The 16,303-nt window shown below is 71.4% G+C and carries 15 protein-coding genes; all 15 read right to left on the minus strand.

Annotation, left to right across the window (positions count from 1 at the left end; translation table 11 throughout):
• Positions 1-228: 228 nt before the first annotated feature.
• On the minus strand, positions 229-1,584 hold the full coding sequence (locus ACFWUY_RS25120; RefSeq protein WP_384113591.1) for a dihydrolipoamide acetyltransferase family protein: 1,356 nt from the start codon (positions 1,582-1,584) through the stop codon (positions 229-231).
• Between the two features lie 40 nt (positions 1,585-1,624).
• Positions 1,625-2,647, minus strand: a complete 1,023-nt coding sequence (locus ACFWUY_RS25125; protein ID WP_384113259.1) for an alpha-ketoacid dehydrogenase subunit beta — start codon at positions 2,645-2,647, stop codon at positions 1,625-1,627.
• A gap of 1 nt (position 2,648) precedes the next feature.
• Positions 2,649-3,722, minus strand: a complete 1,074-nt coding sequence (gene pdhA, locus ACFWUY_RS25130) for a pyruvate dehydrogenase (acetyl-transferring) E1 component subunit alpha (RefSeq protein ID WP_384113265.1) — start codon at positions 3,720-3,722, stop codon at positions 2,649-2,651.
• Complete coding sequence (locus tag ACFWUY_RS25135) at positions 3,719-5,029, minus strand: acyltransferase family protein (protein ID WP_384113268.1); 1,311 nt, start codon at positions 5,027-5,029, stop codon at positions 3,719-3,721. Before ACFWUY_RS25135 ends, pdhA begins: the two co-directional genes overlap by 4 nt.
• A gap of 100 nt (positions 5,030-5,129) precedes the next feature.
• Positions 5,130-6,098 carry a PDR/VanB family oxidoreductase gene (locus ACFWUY_RS25140; protein ID WP_384113271.1) on the minus strand — a complete coding sequence of 323 codons (969 nt, stop codon included), beginning with the start codon at positions 6,096-6,098 and terminating at the stop codon, positions 5,130-5,132.
• A 93-nt stretch (positions 6,099-6,191) separates the two neighbouring features.
• Positions 6,192-7,121, minus strand: coding sequence for a fumarylacetoacetate (FAA) hydrolase (locus tag ACFWUY_RS25145; RefSeq protein WP_384113274.1), 930 nt, complete (start codon positions 7,119-7,121; stop codon positions 6,192-6,194).
• 99 nt (positions 7,122-7,220) lie between these two features.
• Positions 7,221-8,492 carry a pyridoxal phosphate-dependent aminotransferase gene (locus tag ACFWUY_RS25150; RefSeq protein ID WP_384113594.1) on the minus strand — a complete coding sequence of 424 codons (1,272 nt, stop codon included), beginning with the start codon at positions 8,490-8,492 and terminating at the stop codon, positions 7,221-7,223.
• 29 nt (positions 8,493-8,521) lie between these two features.
• Entirely contained in the window at positions 8,522-10,255 is a 1,734-nt protein-coding gene (locus tag ACFWUY_RS25155; RefSeq protein WP_384113277.1) for an AMP-binding protein, read from the minus strand.
• Positions 10,252-11,361, minus strand: a complete 1,110-nt coding sequence (locus ACFWUY_RS25160; protein WP_384113280.1) for a Glu/Leu/Phe/Val dehydrogenase dimerization domain-containing protein — start codon at positions 11,359-11,361, stop codon at positions 10,252-10,254. The genes ACFWUY_RS25155 and ACFWUY_RS25160 overlap by 4 nt, the downstream gene beginning before the upstream one ends.
• A 167-nt stretch (positions 11,362-11,528) precedes the next feature.
• On the minus strand, positions 11,529-12,095 hold the full coding sequence (locus ACFWUY_RS25165) for a type 1 glutamine amidotransferase (RefSeq protein WP_384113283.1): 567 nt from the start codon (positions 12,093-12,095) through the stop codon (positions 11,529-11,531).
• A gap of 28 nt (positions 12,096-12,123) precedes the next feature.
• Positions 12,124-12,930, minus strand: a complete 807-nt coding sequence (locus tag ACFWUY_RS25170; RefSeq protein ID WP_384113285.1) for an acetylglutamate kinase — start codon at positions 12,928-12,930, stop codon at positions 12,124-12,126.
• Positions 12,927-13,985: an N-acetyl-gamma-glutamyl-phosphate reductase gene (argC, locus tag ACFWUY_RS25175; protein ID WP_384113288.1), complete on the minus strand. Its 1,059-nt coding sequence runs from the start codon at positions 13,983-13,985 to the stop codon at positions 12,927-12,929. Before argC ends, ACFWUY_RS25170 begins: the two co-directional genes overlap by 4 nt.
• A complete protein-coding gene (locus ACFWUY_RS25180) occupies positions 13,982-14,833 on the minus strand; it encodes a RimK family alpha-L-glutamate ligase (protein WP_384113291.1) in 852 nt (283 codons plus the stop codon). The genes argC and ACFWUY_RS25180 overlap by 4 nt, the downstream gene beginning before the upstream one ends.
• A gap of 27 nt (positions 14,834-14,860) precedes the next feature.
• Positions 14,861-15,049, minus strand: a complete 189-nt coding sequence (locus ACFWUY_RS25185; RefSeq protein WP_384113294.1) for a lysine biosynthesis protein LysW — start codon at positions 15,047-15,049, stop codon at positions 14,861-14,863.
• A gap of 50 nt (positions 15,050-15,099) precedes the next feature.
• Positions 15,100-16,254, minus strand: coding sequence for an isopropylmalate synthase (locus ACFWUY_RS25190; RefSeq protein WP_384113297.1), 1,155 nt, complete (start codon positions 16,252-16,254; stop codon positions 15,100-15,102).
• Between the last annotated feature and the right edge of the window lie 49 nt (positions 16,255-16,303).

The following is a 16,303-nucleotide window of genomic DNA, read 5'->3' on the forward strand; positions in this document are numbered from 1 at the left end:
TGCAGCCGCCGGGGATACCGAAGACGGTGTCGGCGCCCACTTCCTCGAGAGAACGGATGAGGGCCTGCGCGCCCGTGACGTGCTCGACGGCGGTGCCGAACCCCCCTTCTGACCGGGGCGAGAAGGGGGCGGACAACCACCCGGCCCCCGCGCTGTGTTGCACGCCGTTCTTCATGTGAGTCCCCATCGTCGGTAGGTGAGTTCGCTGGCACGTCTGACGGAAGTCCCTCACCCCCAGGTCAGGAACCGCTTGGGCCGTTCGAGGAGTCCGGCCACGTCGGCGAGGACCTTGGAGCCCAGCTCGCCGTCGACCAGCCGGTGGTCGAAGGAGAGGGCGAGGGTGGTGATCTGGCGTGGCCTCACCTTTCCCTTTTGCACCCAGGGCCGGGTCTTGACAGCGCCGACGGCGAGGATCGCCGCCTCCCCGGGGTTGAGGATCGGTGTGCCGGTGTCGACGCCGAAGACGCCGATGTTGGTGATGGTCACGGTGCCGTCCGCCATGGCCGAGGGCGGGGTCCTGCCCGCCTTGGCCGCTGCCACGAGGTCGCCGAGGTCGCCGGCGAGACGGGAGAGCGTCTTGGCGTGGGCGTCCTTGATGTTCGGCACGACGAGGCCGCGCGGGGTGGCCGCGGCGATGCCCAGGTTCACGTCGTGACGGATGACGATCTCCTGGTTCACCTCGTCCCAGGACGCGTTGATCTCGGGATTGCGCTTGATCGCGACGAGCAGGGCCTTCGCGACGAGGAGGAGCGGGGTGACACGGAGGCCGGTCATGCCGGGGTCGGACTTCAGCTCCTCGACGAGCTTCATCGTGCGCGTCACGTCGACCGTCACGAACTCGGTGACGTGCGGGGCGGAGAAGGCGCTCGCCACCATGGCCCGGGCCGTGGCCCTCCGTACGCCCTTCACGGGGATACGGGTCGCTCGGGCGCCGGCGGAGGCCTCCGCGACGGGGGCCGCCACCGGGTCAGGGGCCGGCGTGGGCTCCGGAGCGGTGAGCGGCGGCTCGGGCCACGGCTGCGGCTGCGGGGCCGGGGCCGCCGCGCGGTGAACGTCCTCACGGGTGATGATCCCGTCCGGGCCGGTCGGGGTGACCGTCGCCAGATCGACGCCGAGGTCCTTGGCGAGCTTGCGCACCAAGGGCTTGGCCAGCGGCCGTGCCGGTGCCGCAGCCGCAGCCGGTGCCGGAGTCGTGGTCGGCCGCGGGCCCCGTTCCGGTACGGCGGTGGCGGCCGCTCCCTGCTTGCGCGGGCGGCGGCGGGTCGGGCCTTCGGAGACGCCGTAGCCCACGAGGACCGGCTCCCGGGCGGGAGCAGCGGGGGGCGTGGAACCCGAGGGAGCCGCGGCGGCCACCGGAGCCGCGACGGTCGTCGCCACGGAGATGATCGGCCGGCCGACGTCGACCGAGGCGCCCTCTGGGTGGTACAGCTCGTGCACTACTCCGTCGTACGGGATCGGCAGCTCGACGGCGGCCTTCGCGGTCTCGACCTCGCACACCACCTGGCCGTCGGTGACGGTGTCGCCGGGCTTGACGTACCAGGTGAGGATCTCGGCCTCGGTGAGCCCCTCGCCCACGTCGGGCATCGTGAACTCGCGGACGTGCTGTTCGGTCACGGTGCTCTCCTCAGTACGCCAGCGAGCGGTCGACGGCGTCGAGCACGCGGTCGAGCCCGGGCAGGTACTCGTCCTCCAGGCGTGCCGGCGGGTACGGGGCGTGGTAGCCGCCGACCCGCAGGACGGGGGCCTCCAGGTGGTGGAAGCAGCGCTCGGTGATCCGGGCGGCGATCTCCGCGCCGGAGCCGAAGAAGACGGGTGCCTCGTGGACGACGACGAGCCGGCCGGTCTTCTCCACCGATGCCTGGATGGTGTCGAAGTCGATCGGGGAGACCGACCGCAGGTCGACCACCTCCAGGCTGCGGCCCTCGCGCTCCGCCTCGGCGGCGCTGTCCAGGCAGGTCTTCACGGTCGGTCCGTACGCGACGAGCGTGGCGTCCCGGCCCTCGCGGACCACCTGGGCGCGGTGCGGGTCACCGGGGACGGCCTCCGTGTCGACCTCGCCCTTCTCGTAGTAGCGGCGCTTGGGCTCGAAGAAGATGACCGGGTCGTCGGACGCGATCGCCTGCCGGAGCATCCAGTACGCGTCGCGGGCGTTCGACGGGGACACGATCCGGAGGCCCGCGACGTGCGCGAAGAGCGCCTCGGGGGACTCGGAGTGGTGCTCGACCGCGCCGATGCCGCCGCCGTACGGGATGCGGATGACGACCGGCAGCTTGATCCGGCCCAGCGAGCGGGCGTGCATCTTCGCCAGCTGGGTGACGATCTGGTCGTATCCGGGGAAGACGAAGCCGTCGAACTGGATCTCCACGACCGGCCGGTAGCCGCGCAGGGCCAGACCGATCGCGGTGCCGACGATGCCGGACTCGGCGAGCGGGGTGTCCATCACCCGGCTCTCGCCGAAGTCCTTCTGCAGGCCGTCGGTGATCCGGAAGACACCGCCGAGCCTGCCGACGTCCTCGCCCATGACGAGGACCTTGGGGTCCTGCTCCATCGCGGCGCGCAGCGCCTCGTTGATGGCCCGGCCCAGGGGCAGCGTCCGCGCCGCGGGGCTCGCCCCGTCCGTCGCGCGCGTGACCGTGAGGGTCGTCATCTCAGTTCCCTCCTGTCGCGGCGAAGGACGCCTCGTAGTGGCGGAACGCGGCGCGTTCCTCGTCGACCAGCGCGTGCTGGTCCGCGTAGACGTGCTCGAAGATCGCCTCGGTGTCGGGGGCGGGCATGGAGCGCACCTGTGCGCGAAGGCGCTGCGCCAGCTCGCCGGCCTCCTGGTCGACGGAGTCGAAGTACGGTTCGTCGGCGGCGCCGAGGTCGAGCAGATGGGCCTTGAGACGGGCGATCGGGTCCCGGCCCGCCCACTCCTCCACCTCGGCGGAGTCCCGGTACTTGGTGGGGTCGTCGGAGGTGGTGTGGGCGCCCATGCGGTAGGTGAACGCCTCGACGAGCATCGGGCCCTCGCCGCGGCGGGCCCGCTCCAGGGCCGCCCTGGTCACGGCCAGGCAGGCGAGGACGTCGTTGCCGTCGACGCGGACGCCGGGGAAGCCGAAGCCGTCGGCGCGCCGGTGGATCGGGACACGGGTCTGCCGCTCGGTGGGCTCGGAGATCGCCCACTGGTTGTTCTGGCAGAAGAACACCACCGGCGCGTTGTAGACGGCGGCGAAGTTGAACGCCTCGCTGACGTCGCCCTGGCTGGTGGCGCCATCACCGAAGTAGGCGATCACGGCGGTCTCGGCGCCGTCCTTGGCGACGCCCATCGCGTAACCGGTGGCGTGCAGCGTCTGCGAGCCGATGACCAGGGTGTAGAGGTGGAAGCCGCGTTCGGTGGGGTCCCAGCCGCCGTTGTTGACGCCCCGGAACATGGCGAGCAGGTTTGCCGGGTTTACGTCCCGGCAGAGCGCGACGGCGTGGTCGCGGTAGCTCGGGAAGACGTGGTCGTCGGCGTCGAGGGCGCGGGCGGAGCCGACCTGGGCGGCCTCCTGGCCGAGCAGCGAGGGCCACAGGCCGAGCTCGCCCTGGCGCTGGAGGGTGACGCCTTCGCCGTCGACGCGGCGGGCGAGGACCATGTCGCGGTAGAGGCCGCGCAGTTCCTCGTGGCTGAGGTCGATGTCGTAGTCGGGGTGCCGGACGCGCCGGCCCTCGGGGGTGAGCAGCTGGACGGCGTCGGTGCTCACAGGTTCTTCCTCCCGTCGGTCCCGGCGGACACCGGGATGGTGCCGACGGCTGCCTCCGCGGCGGCCGCGGCCCTGGCGGCCCTCGCCGCCTCCGCGGCCTCCCGGTCCTTGCGGGAGCGCGACCAGCGGCGAGTGAGCGGGACCTCCACCCAGGAGTACAGCGCCCAGGCGAGGAGGACGGAGACGACGAGCTCGCCGAGGAGGATCCCGAGGGCGGTCGGGGTGTCGTAGAGCTGGTCGCCGAGGAGGTGGCGGGTGTACTCCAGGACCGTGAAGTGGACCAGGTAGAAGGCGAAGGAGATCTCGCCGAGCCAGACCATCGGCCGGTTGCGGAAGAGCGTGAACCGGCCCTCGTTGTCGGCCATGGCACCGGCGGCGATCAGCAGCGCGGCCGGGACGACGCAGATCAGGCGGATGCCCCACAGCCACGGCACGTACAGGCCGGCGACGTAGGTGACGGCGACCAGCAGGAGCGACCAGGTCATGCCGATGTTGCGCCAGCGGCCGAGGACGACGGCGCGGCCGACGAGCATTCCGAGCGCGAAGTCGAGGAGCCGGCCGGCGGGCAGGACGTAGGCGAACCAGAAGTAGTGGGCGGACTGACCGGGCTCGTTGGGGACGACCTCGGTGCCGACGGGGATGATCGCGTACGTGACCAGCGGAGTCGCGGCGATGGCGGCGATGACGCCGCCGATCCAGTACTTGAGCCGGTGCGCGGGTATCTTCTTGAGCACCAGGAACAGGGCCGGGAAGGCGATGTAGAAGAACGCCTCGGTCGACAGGGACCAACTCACGTTGTTGACGGCGAAGTTGGTGGCGACGTCCGGCACCCAGGACTGCAGCATGAAGAAGCTGAGGAAGCCCTGGAGCGGAGTGGTGGGCGCGCCGTCGACACCGTCGACGAGAACCAGGGCGACGACCCACGCCACGATGTACGGCGGGACGATCTTGGCGAAGCGGCGGCGCCAGAACGCCGTGGCCGTGTCGCCCTCGCGGGCGGACCAGATCAGGATGAAGCCGCTCAGCATGAACCAGAACGGCATGGTGAGACCCGCGACCATGCCGAGCGAGTGGTAGATGCCACGCTCCACGCCGGAGTCGGCGAAGATCCGGATGCTGGCGAAGGGCAGGACCGCGTGGAAGAGGAACACCAGCAGCGCGACCGGGAAGCGCAGGCCGGTCAGCGTGGGCAGCCGGCTCACGCGGGGCGCGGTCGACGCCGCGGGGGCCGTGCCGCCGGCCGTGGTGCCGTTTCCGGTACCGGGTGATGCGGCGGTGCCCGGTCTGGCGAGGCTCTCGATGCTCACGGAACTCTCTCCTTGGATGGATGCGCGTCGGAGTGCTGGTGGGTGGCGCGGGGCCGTTCTGGAGGTGGGGGGGATGGGTGGCGCGGAGACGGGCGGGGTCTCAGACGTCGAGGACCAGGCGCTTCGATGCGCACCGCGAGACGCAGATCATCATCACGTCGCCGGCCTCCTGCTCCGCCGGACTGAGCAGGGAGTCCCGGTGTTCAGGGACTCCGCCGAGGACACCGGTCTCACAGGTGCCGCAGACGCCCTCGCGGCAGGAGGCGTCCACGTAGATCCCGGCGTCGTCGAGGACGTCGACGATCGACTCGTCGGGGCCGACGGTGACGGTCTGCCCGGAGCGGACGCACTCGACCTCGAAGGAGGCCTCGCCGCCTTCGAGGGCCGGGGCGGTGACGCCGGCGAAGCGTTCGACGTGCAGCCGGTCGGCGATCCCGAGCTCTGCGCAGACCTCCAGGGCGCCGTCCATCAGGGCCTGCGGGCCGCAGCAGTAGACGTGGGCGCCCTCGGGGAGCTGCCCGAGGACCTGCCGGAGGTCCATGCGGCCGCGCTCGTCCTTGGGGTGCAGTTCCAGGGCGCCGCCGTGCGCGGCGAGGGCGGTGAGCTCCTCGCCGAAGGCCATCGTGGAGCGGGACCGGCCGGCGTACCAGAGCTGCCAGGGCTTGCCGCGCACAGCGGCCTCCCGGGCCTGGGCGAGCAGCGGGGTGACGCCGATGCCGCCGGCCACGAACACGTACGCGTCGGCGTCGGCGAGCGCGAAGTGGTTGCGGGGGCCGCGCACGGTGACGGTCGCGCCGGGTCGCAGCTCGTCGTGGACGAAGGAGGAACCGCCACGTGACTCGGGCGACTTGAGGACCGCGATGCGATAGTGCGCGGTGTCCGCGGGGTCGCCGCAGAGGCTGTACTGCCGGATCAGGTCACCGGAGTACAGGTCGATGTGCGCGCCCGGCGCCCAGTCGGGGAGCGGCTTTCCGTCGGGGCGCACGAGTTCGACGGACAGGACGTCGTCGGCCTCCCACGTCATCCGGCGTACCAGCAGGTCGAACGGGTTCTCCTGGGTGGTGCTCATGGCTCGTCCTCCTTGCCGGCGTCGGGGGCCGGGGGTCGATGGGGGAGGGGGAACGGACCCCCCCCGCAGGGAAGGGGTCCGGGTCGCTCGGTGCTATGCCGCGGCCTCGGCGGCACGGTCGGCGCTGCCGACGCGGTCGGCCTCCCTGCCGAACCGGACAGAGTTGGCGAAGCTCACGCCGTGGCTCTTGACGTCGATGACCACGCGGTCGCCGTCGGCGATGCGGAAGCCGTCGTGGAAGCTGGCCTCGTCGGCGCCGAGGAGGACGTAGTTGACCATCCCGGGGCGGCGGATCGCCGGGTAGGTGAAGAGGTGGTCCGTCATGTCCCGGACCTTGAAGTAGAGGGCGCTCTCGCCGCAGTCGAAGGTGCCCTCCCAGGCGGACACGCCGTCACGTTCGATGGTGACCCGGCCGGTGACGGTGGTCGGCGGGGTGCCGAGGAAGACGAAGGGCGAGAGGGACGTGTCGCTGAGCTTGCAGTACGGGTTCCAGCCCGGGTTCAGCCGGTGCAGGCCGATGTCGCACAGGTCGTTGCCGAAGGTGTAGCCGACGTAGTGCGGGTCGCCGTTGTCGTCGTTGACGTACACGAGGGCGACCTCGGGCTCCTCGATCAGCGCGACGGCCTTCTCCGGGACGACGAGGTCTTCCTCGGGCATCCGGATCCAGGAGCCGAAGCCCTTGAAGAACCAGTTGGGGGCGACGAACTCGGTCTCGTCGGTGGGCTCGTCCTCGAACTTGGACCTGTGGGTGCGCATGAAGCCGCTGAGGAGCGCGTTCCCGGAGCCGGGGAGCAGCGGCGGCAGGAAGCGCAGCTCGGGGTCGTCGGCGGCGACGGTGATCTGCCCGCCCCCGCCGGTGACGGAGGCGATGACGGCCTCGGGGGTGGTGGCGGCGATGAACTCCGCCTGGAGCCGGCCGTCGGCGACCGGGAAGAGGGTCAGCGGCTGATCGGCGGCCGGCTTCTCGAACCCCGCGTACCGCTCGCCCTTGTATTCGGCTTCGAACAGGATGGAGATGGACATGTCGGTCGGCCCTCCTAGGCCGGGGGCGGCGGCAGAGCCGCCGGGGAAGGGTTCCGGACGCCCGCAGGGGAGCCGGCGTCCGGAAGCTGGAAGGGGGAGTCAGGTGAGGTGCGGTACGGCGGCGCCCGCCGTGAGGTCTCCGAGGACTTCCTCGACCCGGTCGAGGGAGGCGCGGATCCAGTCGAGCGCGAGCGGGTCCTCGGCGTGGAGGGCCGCCCGGCACCGCTCCTCGGTGTCGCCGTAGAGGCGGCTGGTGGCCACCCTCAGCCGCAGCGACTCCTCCGCCTCGCCGAAGGCGCTCGCGGGCAGCAGCCCCACGCCGTACCGCTCGACGAGCAGTCCGGCGAGGTCGGCGCCGGTGCGTACTCCGTGGGCCTCAGCCAGGTGGGCGCGGAGCGGCTCGAAGTCCGGGTACAGGTAGCAGGTCGCCACGACCGGTTCCAGGACCGCTCCGGCGGCGGCGAACCGCTCGGCCATCGCCCGGGCCACCGTCTCGTGGAGGCGGCGGCTCGCGGCGATGTGCTCCACGATCTCGTCGGGCTCGGCGAAGGCGTACGCGGCGGCGGCCTGTACGGGAGCGGCGGGGCTGGACCAGATCTGGCTGGCCACGCTCACCAGCCGCTCCCCCAGCCGCTGCCCGGTCTCGCCGTCCGGTAGCCGGGCCACGCCGGTCCGCCAGCCGCCGATCGCGAGGTTTTTGGTGAGGCCGGTGGTGACGACGGTCCGCTCGGGGGCGAAGACCGCCGGGGAGACGGCGGGCGTGGCCACCGGGTCGTACACGAGGTCGCAGTAGATCTCGTCGGAGATGACGACGAGGTCCAGCTCCCGGGCCGCCTCCGCGAGCCGCCGTACGGTCTCGGGGGCGGCGATCGACCCGGTCGGGTTGTCCGGCAGGGTGACGATGACGGAACGCGGGTCGTGGCCGGCGGCGCGGGCGGCGGTGACCGTCTCGCGCAGCCGGTCGGGGTCGGGCACCCCGCCCTGGCCCGGCAGGACCGGGACGGGGAAGTGGCGGACGCCGATGAGACCGGCCTGCGCCGCGTAACTGACCCAGCTGGGCATGGGGATGACGACGTCGCCGCCGACCGCCAGGAGCAGGCCGAAGAGCATCGGCTTGCTCCCGGGGCCGCACACGACCTGGTCCGGGGTGGTGGCGAGACCGCGCCGGCCCCAGTAACCGGCGGCGGCCTCGCGAAGCTCGGGGCTGCCGGCGACGGGGCCGTACGAGCCGAGCTCCGCGGCGTCGGCGAGCCGGGACCGCAGGCCGGGGTGGACCGGCAGGCCGATCTCGCCGCTCGCCATGGAGAGGACGGACTCGCCGGCGGCGCGGCGGCGGGCGATGGCCTCGTCGGCGGCGAGCGTCGCCGACATGGTGACCTGGTTGGCTTCGGGCACGGTGCTCACGCCTCGCCGTACAGGTCGCGGAGGACCTTCTTCCGGACCTTGCCGGTGAGGGTCTTGGGCAGGGCGGCGACGACCTCGAGGCGGTCCGGCAGGAACCGCTCGTCGAGCTCCGTCTCGCGCAGGTAGGAGCGCAGCTCCTCCAACGTCGGGTGTTCGTCGCCGGCGGGCACGACGACCGCCAGGATCGGGTCCTCGACCCGGCCCGTGGGGCCGACGAGGGTGGTCTCGACGACCTTCGGGTGCCGGTTGATCGTCGACTCGATCTCGGCCAGCGGGACGACCATGCCGTCGCGCTTGATGGCGTCGCTCGCCCGGCACAGGATGCGGATGCCGCCGCGGCCGTCGTCGCGGGCCACGTCGCCGGTGTCGAACCAGCCGTCGTCCAGGATCAACGCGTCGTACTCCGCGTCCCGCTTGTAGTAGCCGAGTGCCTGGGACGCGCCGCGCACCCGGAGCCGGCCGACGGGGCCCCGCTCGGTCGGGTTGATGCACTTGTCGATCCGGATCTCCATCGAGTCGATCGGACGGCCGTTGCTGTGCGCTGCCCAGTCCTGGTTGTAGTCCAGCTTGGTGATGGTGACGGGGCCGTTCTCGGACATGCCCCACAGTGAGTACGTACGGGCGCCGAGCATCTCGCGGAGCTCGTCCACCAGGGGTTGGAGGACCTGCGCCGAGCCGGTGACGACGTGCCGCAGGGTGTGCACGTCGCGCGGCTCGACCCGCTGCGACTGGGCGATGTCGGTGAGCGTCGGCGGTGGACCGTACAGCAGGGTCGCCCCGTACTTCTGCACGAGGTCGAGCAGCACCTCGTTCTTCCTGCGGTCCTGGAAGGCGATCGTGCCGCCGAGCATGACGCTGGCGAGGATGCCCTGGCCGAAGCCGGAGTAGTGGACCAGCGGGGTGGTCACGGCGGCGACCAGGTGCTCGTCGAGGAGGAAGGTGTCGACATAGCCTCGGATGGCCGAGTGGACCGTGTTCTGGCTGTGCAGCACGCCCTTCGACTCGCCGGTGGTGCCGGAGGTGAAGAGCACCACGAACGGGTCGTCGGGGCCGCGCTCACGCCCGGCGAGGTCGTCGTGCACGTCCTCCCAGACGGTGTCGATGAAGTGGCGGCGGAAGTCGAGGCACCCCTCGGGGGTGGTGCCGTCGACGATCACCACGTGCTCCAGGCCGGGCAGTTCCCGCCGCAGCCGGTCCGCGGTCTCGCCGAGCGGGTTGCCCTCCCAGTCCGGCATGGTCACGATCACGCGGGCCCCGGTGAGGGAGAGCCGGTGGCGCAGCGGCTCCTCGGGCGTGGTCGGGTCGATGGGGCAGATGACGGCGCCGACGCGGATGCACGCGTACAGCAGCGGCACCATCTCCCACCGGTTGGGGAGCTGGACGGCGACGAAGTCGCCCGGCTGGACGCCCAGTTCGACCAGGCCGCCGGCGAACCGGTCGGTGAGCTGCTTCAGCTCGATGTAGTCGAGGGTGTCGGTGCGGGCCTCCTTGATGCGTCGGGCGGCCACGGCCAGCTTGTGCGGGCGGAGCCGGGCCTGGCGGCGCAGGTCGTCGAGGAAGGTCTCGCTCCGCCACCAGCCGCGCTGGTAGTAGAGGGCCTCGCGGGCCTCGCGGCCGTCGGGCATGGGGCTGGTGATCTCGATGACGGGCATCGTCTCGCGGGTGAGGACGACTCCGTCGACGATGCGGGGCGCCGGTGCCTCCGGCGCTTCCTTGACCTCGGTGGTCACGAACGGTCCTTCCTGCGGGCGGCGAGCAGGGGCGGCAGCGGGTCGCCCGCGTGCGCCGCGGCGATCTCCAGGAGATCCCGGGTGTTGCGGCGCACACAGGAACCGACCCAGTCGAAGACCCACGCCTTGCGGGCGTCCGCCGGCAGGTCGAAGGGGACGACCCGGGTGACGGCCAGGGCGGCCGAGGCGGCCCCGCCGATGTTGGCGATCACGCCGGGCACGAGGACGGTGCCCGAGGCCCGCACCTTCTCCTTCGCCTCGGTGCTGGAGCTGAGGTTGCCGCCCTCGACCACCAGGCCGGCCCGTACCCGGTGCGCGTTCTCGGCGTTGATCGCGTGCTTCTGCGCCGCGAGGATCAGCAGGTCGGCTTCCACGTCCAGCCAGGCGTCCCGCTCGTCGGACACGGTGACGCCCTGGGGCAGCCGCGACCGGTCGATCTTCCCGAACTCGTCGGTGATCGCCACGAGGTCGGACACCGGCAGCCGGTCCGCGCTGATCGTGCCCTGGACGTCGGCCACGCCGACGACGGTGTGCCCGCGCTCCTCCAGGAAGTGCGCGACCGCGCGGCCCACGGCGCCGAATCCCTGCACCACGACCCGGGCCGGCCCCTTGCGGCCGCTCGCCTCCAGAGCGGTGATCGCGGCGACGCCGACGCCGTGCCCGGTGCAGTCGATCAGCGGCTCGTAGTAGGTGCGCCAGTCGATCGGCATGTCCGGGGCGCCGAGCCGGTAGCGCGGGTCGTACCCGGCTTCGTCGAAGAAGACGGCACGGTCGGCGGGCGTGACGCCCATGTCGATGCCGAGGTGGATGCCGCCGTGCAGCAGCGGCTTGACGGTGCGGCCGAACGTGCGGAAGGTCTCCTCGCGGTTGCTGCCGTCGGAGGCGATGCCGGCCTTGGCGCCGCCGATGGGCAGGCCGGCGAGGGTGAACTTGTGCGTCATGTCCCGGGCGAGGCCGGCCACCTCCTCCTGGGTGACGCCGGGGGTCATCCGGGTGCCCCCCATGGCCAGACCGTCGTACAGCGAGTCGACGACGACCCAGCCCTTGAGCGGGCCGCCGCTGCCGTTCAGCGACACGACGAACGCGGGGTCCTGGGATGTTTCCACTTCGGTCGTTCCCTTCGGAGAGTTCATTGCCGTTGACCTCGTAATCGGCTCGGGAAGGCTTGTCGTACGGGGAGGTGTCGGCGTGCCGCGCGGCAGGCGGGCGGGGGAGAGTTGGAGCCTGCCGCGCGGCACACCGGTCTTGGGGTGAGACCGCTGGGCGCGGTCGGTCACTGCTGGTAGATCTCCGCGAAGCCGCGCAGGATCTCCATGCCGTCGCTACGGAACTCCAGGTGGGCCTGGGCGCCGAAGACGCGGCCGTCGTCGGAGCGCAGGAACTCGACGGGGGCGTGCTCGGAGCGGCCGATGGCCCGGAAGCCGGCCGGCGCGGCCTGCAGGTACAGGGTGTGGCGGTGGAAGACCGTCACGGTCGGCTTGACGTGGGAGAAGATCGGTTCCTCCTTGTCGACCTGCACGTCGTAGCCGCCGACGCGCTGGGTGCCCTCCTTCAGCTCCCCGCCGTTGGCGACCGCGATGATCTGCATACCGCCGCAGATCCCGAAGACCGGCACCTTGGCGCCCATCACCAGATCGATCAGCGGCTTGTAGTAGTCGCCGTCGAAGGCGCGGACCTTGGTGCCGCTCAGGGCGATGGCCTGGTACTTGGGGTCCAGGCGGGCGGGGACCGAGGCGGCGCTCACCACGTCGGTCTCGGAGCCCAGGTCCTCGAAGCGCTTGCGCAGCTGCGGCAGGGAGAGCGTTCCGTTGTTGACTACGAGAACCCGGGAAGTCGCCACGAGTTCTGCTCCTCTCGATGGTCGGGTGTCACGATCTCGTGATGACGGTTCCGGTGGACTCGGCGAGCAGTCGGCTGACCGGCGCGCTGCCGATGACGACCCGCTGGACGCCTCGGTCCAGGGCCTCGCCGGCGGCCCGCAGCTTCTTCCTCATGCCGCCGGTGGCGCCGCGGTCGCGGAATTCGGCGGCGACGTCGGCGCTGATCCGGCGGACCGGCTCGCCGTCGATCAGGAGGTGCTCCACGTCGGTGACGAGGGTCAGCGACGTGGCCGCCGAGGCGCCGGCGATGGCGGCCGCGGCCCGGTCGGCGTCGGTGTTGACCTCCTGCCCGGCCGCGTTGCGGGCGAGTGGGGTGACGAGGTAGCAGTGGCCGGGCTGGAGGTTCGTCAGCCGGGCCGGGGTCACCTCGGTGATCGGACCGACCAGGTTCTCCAGCTCGACGAGCTGCTTGCCCTGCCACCACCAGCGCTCGCCCTCGCCTGCCTGGACCAGGCCGTGGCTGCCGATGACCCGCTCGACGGTGATGCCGCGTCGGGAGAGCCGTTCGGTGACGATGCGGCCGACGTTCTCGCTGACCGTCTTGATGTCGGCGATCACCTCGGGGGTGGTCCAGCGGCTCTGGTTGCCGTAGCGGTCGCGGAGGATCGCGGACGGCTCCGTGTAGCGGGGGTTCAGCTCGCGCAGCGGCTTGGACCAGCCGTGCACGAGGATCAGCGGGTTGTTCCGGCCGTGCTCGGCCAGGTCGTCCCACCATCCCTCGGACATGTCGTCCAGGCAGCTTCCGCCGAGCTTGACGACGGTGGGGGCGTACGGGGTCTTGTGGATCGCGGTCATGCCGGCATCACCGGCTGTGCCGTGAGACCCGTCTCCTCGGCCAGCCCGAACCGCAGGTTCAGCGCCTGGACGCCCTGTCCGGCCGCGCCCTTGACCATGTTGTCGAGGGCCGACAGGACCACGATCCGCCCGCCCTCGGGGTCGTGCATGACGGTGACGTCGCAGTAGTTGGAGCCGAGCACCGCCTGCGGGTCGGGCACCGGGATCAGGGTCTCGGTGTTGCGGCGGACCCGGACGAACTGCTTGTCCTTGTAGAACCGGAGGTAGGCGCGCTGCAGTTCGCGGGCGTCGACCTCGTCGTCGGTGAGGACGTAGGAGCTGGCGAGCAGCCCGCGCACGTGCGAGACGCCGTACGCCGACATCGACAGGGAGGAGATCTTGCCGGGCTTGGCCCGCTCGAAGAAGTCGCTCACCTCCGCCGCGTGCCGGTGCCCGGTCGGGGCGTACGGGGCGATGGCGCCGTTGCGCAGAGGGTGGAGGTCCGCGGTACGCAGCGACAGACCGCCGCCGCTGGAGCCGCTCTTGCCGTCGATCATGACCGTCTTGAGGTCCAGGCCGAGCCCGAGCGTCAGCGGGGCGAGGCCGAGGGTGATGGCGGTCGCGTAGCAGCCGGGCAGCGAGATCAGCGAGGCGTCGACGAGCTGGTCGCCGATGAGCTCCGGGACGCCGTAGACGAACCGGTCGGCCAGTTCGGCCGTCCGCTCGACCTTCGGGTACCAGCGCTCGTGCAGCTTCGGGGTACGGATCCGGAAGGCGCCGCTGAGGTCGATCACACAGGGCACCTGGTCGGCCAGCCGGGCGGCCAGCGCGGCCGAGACCGTGGCGGGCGTGGCCAGGAAGACGACGTCGCAGCGGTCCGACAGGTCCGTGTCCGCGGTGGACTCGACGCTCAGGCCCAGGTCCAGGCGGAGGCCCGGGTGGAGCTCGGAGGGGCGTCGGCCCACGTTGGACGAGCCGCCGAGGAAGGTCAGTTCCAGCTCGGGATGCTGGGTGACCAGGCGGATCAGTTCACCGCCGGCCAGCCCGGAGGCGCCGACGATTCCGACACGGATCATGCGAGGATCTCCTGCACGTAGCGGCTGACGGCGGAGGGGATGTCCACACCGGTCGCCGAGGTGATCGCCCGGAACGCCGGGGCGTGGTTGACTTCGTTGACGACGTAGCCGTCGGCCGTCTTGAAGAGGTCGATGCCGTAGATGCCCTCGCCGAGTTCGTTCACCACGCCGTCGACGATCTTCTGGACCATGGGGTCGTGGTCCATGGCCTGGTGGCGGTTGCCGAGGGCCGCGTTGCTGCGCCAGTCCTCGCCGGCGCTGGTGAACTCGGCGGCGGCGATCAGCTCGCGGCCGACGACGAAGCACCGGACGGAGCTGCCGCCGTCGAGGAACGGCTCGACCAGGGCGGCCTGTTCGAAGCCGTGGCCGAGGTCCTCGATGTAGTCGTAGACGGAATGGGCGGTGTCCGCGTCGCGGATGAGCGTGACCCGCTTGCCCATGCCGCCGAAGACGGGCTTCAGCACCAGGGGCAGCGGAAGCTCCTTCAGCGTCTTGTCGAAGTCCTTGCGGGAGAGGACGAGACGGTGGTCCGCGACGGGGACGCCGGCCTTGCGCAGCAGGGTGCGCAGGGCGAGCTTGTTCTCGCAGGCATGGATGGCGTGGGCCGTGTTGAGGGTCTTGATCCCGGACGCCTCCGCCTCGACGGCCAGGAGGCCGCCCCGCGTGTAGCTCCGGCTGCGGATGAGGACGACGTCGTAACCACCGAGCGGGGAATCCTCGGCGCCCAGGGCCAGGGACTCGTCGTTGACCCACTCGATGCGGTGCCCGAAGGCCGGGGCGGTCTCGATCAGCCGGCGTTCCTCCCAGCCGATCCGGTCCGCGACGATGGCGATGCTGCTGCCGCTCATTGAGGGACTCCTATCCGGTGGTGCGGCTCACTGGCCCCAGTCGCGCAGCGTCACTTCGATCATGGCGAGGGAGAGGGTGCCGTCGTCCTGGACGTTCTCGACGCGCAGCGTGAGCATGCACTCGGGGCAGACGAGGGTCTCGCCCTGGACCATCGGCGGGGTGGAGAGGCCGGTCTCGCACTCGGGGCAGAGGGCGCTGAGGAGCGGGGTGGACATGGATGTCTCCGTTTCGGTGGTGCGGGGTGGGTGGGGGTGCGGGCCGCGGGTCAGAGCGACCGGAAGGCGACGGCGGCCTTGCGGATGTCGTCCCGGTCCAGGAGCTCGGCTCCCGAGTCCTTCTGTCGCCTGGTCAGCCACGTGGTGAAGGCGGCGACGTCGAGGCCGGTGGCCTCTTCGGCCAGCGCCCAGCTGACGAGAGCCGTGGTGAGGCGGGTGCGGACGCGCAGCTCGCGGCTGTTGCCGACGAGTTCGGCGGGCAGCGTCTCGTACGCCGCGGGGTGGGTGAGCTGGCCGGGCAGCTCGTACGCGAAGGCGTGCGGCGTGGTGGGGCCGGACTGGAAGGCCTCACCGAGCCCGGCGCCCTTGAGCGCCACCTCGGAGAGTTCGGTGAGATGGGTCAGGTCGAAGCGGGTGTCGCCGTGGATGATCCGCAGCGAGGTCAGCAGCTCGGCCAGCGGCGCGTTGCCGCCGCGCTCGCCGATGCCGCCGACGGTGGTCGAGATCCATCGGGCGCCGGCCCGGACCGCGGCCAGCGAGTTCGCCACCGCCATGCCCAGCATGTTGTGCGAGTGGATCTCGATCTCGGAGCCGTCGATCGAGGTCAGGTCCGCGATCTTCTCCTCCATCTGCCACGGCGAGAGGTACGCGACGGTCTCCGCGAGCCGGAACCGGTCGGCCCCGGCCTCGAAGCCCGCGGTCACGTACGGGACCAGCCGCTCCTTGGGGGTGCGGGCGCCGTCCTCACCGCTGAAGGTGACGTGGAAGCCGCGTTCCTTGGCCCCTTCGATCGCGGCGCGCGCCACGTTGATCAGGTACTTGGTGCTCGGCGAGGCGAGCTTGAGCGCGGCGTGCTCCTCCGAGGTGGGGATGGAGAACATCACGTTCTCCACGCCCAGGCGCAGCGCCTCGTCGAGGGCTTCCTCCACCTGTCGGCGGTCGCGCACCACGACCAGGGTCAGGCTGCGCTCGGGACCCACGGTCTCGTGCGTGGTGAGGACCAGGTCGGCGTCCTTCGACGAGGGTCCGGACACCATCCCGACCTCGACGAGGGACACGCCGGTCTTCACCAGCAGGTCCGCGATGACCGAGGCGTCGCGGGGGCCGAATTCGACGCCGGCCATGTGGGCCGAGTCCCGCAGGGTCGCGTCGGATATGTGGGGCAGCACCTCCGGGACACTGCCACCGTTCTGTGATACTGCCATTTCCGTTACTCCTTGGTCGAAGCCGTTGGAATGTGGCTGGTGCTGAGTT

Source organism: Streptomyces sp. NPDC058664, assembly GCF_042716635.1.
Taxonomy (GTDB): domain Bacteria; phylum Actinomycetota; class Actinomycetes; order Streptomycetales; family Streptomycetaceae; genus Streptomyces.

What these genes read in the sequence shown, in the direction of transcription:
- ACFWUY_RS25120 (WP_384113591.1), bottom strand. Translation starts at nt 1,584, where the DNA reads ATGCCCGACGTGGGCGAGGGGCTCACCGAGGCCGAGATCCTCACCTGG.
- ACFWUY_RS25125 (WP_384113259.1), bottom strand. Translation starts at nt 2,647, where the DNA reads ATGACGACCCTCACGGTCACGCGCGCGACGGACGGGGCGAGCCCCGCG.
- ACFWUY_RS25140 (WP_384113271.1), bottom strand. Translation starts at nt 6,098, where the DNA reads ATGAGCACCACCCAGGAGAACCCGTTCGACCTGCTGGTACGCCGGATG.
- ACFWUY_RS25145 (WP_384113274.1), bottom strand. Translation starts at nt 7,121, where the DNA reads ATGTCCATCTCCATCCTGTTCGAAGCCGAATACAAGGGCGAGCGGTAC.
- ACFWUY_RS25150 (WP_384113594.1), bottom strand. Translation starts at nt 8,492, where the DNA reads ATGTCGGCGACGCTCGCCGCCGACGAGGCCATCGCCCGCCGCCGCGCC.
- ACFWUY_RS25170 (WP_384113285.1), bottom strand. Translation starts at nt 12,930, where the DNA reads ATGACCGCGATCCACAAGACCCCGTACGCCCCCACCGTCGTCAAGCTC.
- argC (WP_384113288.1), bottom strand. Translation starts at nt 13,985, where the DNA reads ATGATCCGTGTCGGAATCGTCGGCGCCTCCGGGCTGGCCGGCGGTGAA.
- ACFWUY_RS25180 (WP_384113291.1), bottom strand. Translation starts at nt 14,833, where the DNA reads ATGAGCGGCAGCAGCATCGCCATCGTCGCGGACCGGATCGGCTGGGAG.
- ACFWUY_RS25185 (WP_384113294.1), bottom strand. Translation starts at nt 15,049, where the DNA reads ATGTCCACCCCGCTCCTCAGCGCCCTCTGCCCCGAGTGCGAGACCGGC.
- ACFWUY_RS25190 (WP_384113297.1), bottom strand. Translation starts at nt 16,254, where the DNA reads ATGGCAGTATCACAGAACGGTGGCAGTGTCCCGGAGGTGCTGCCCCAC.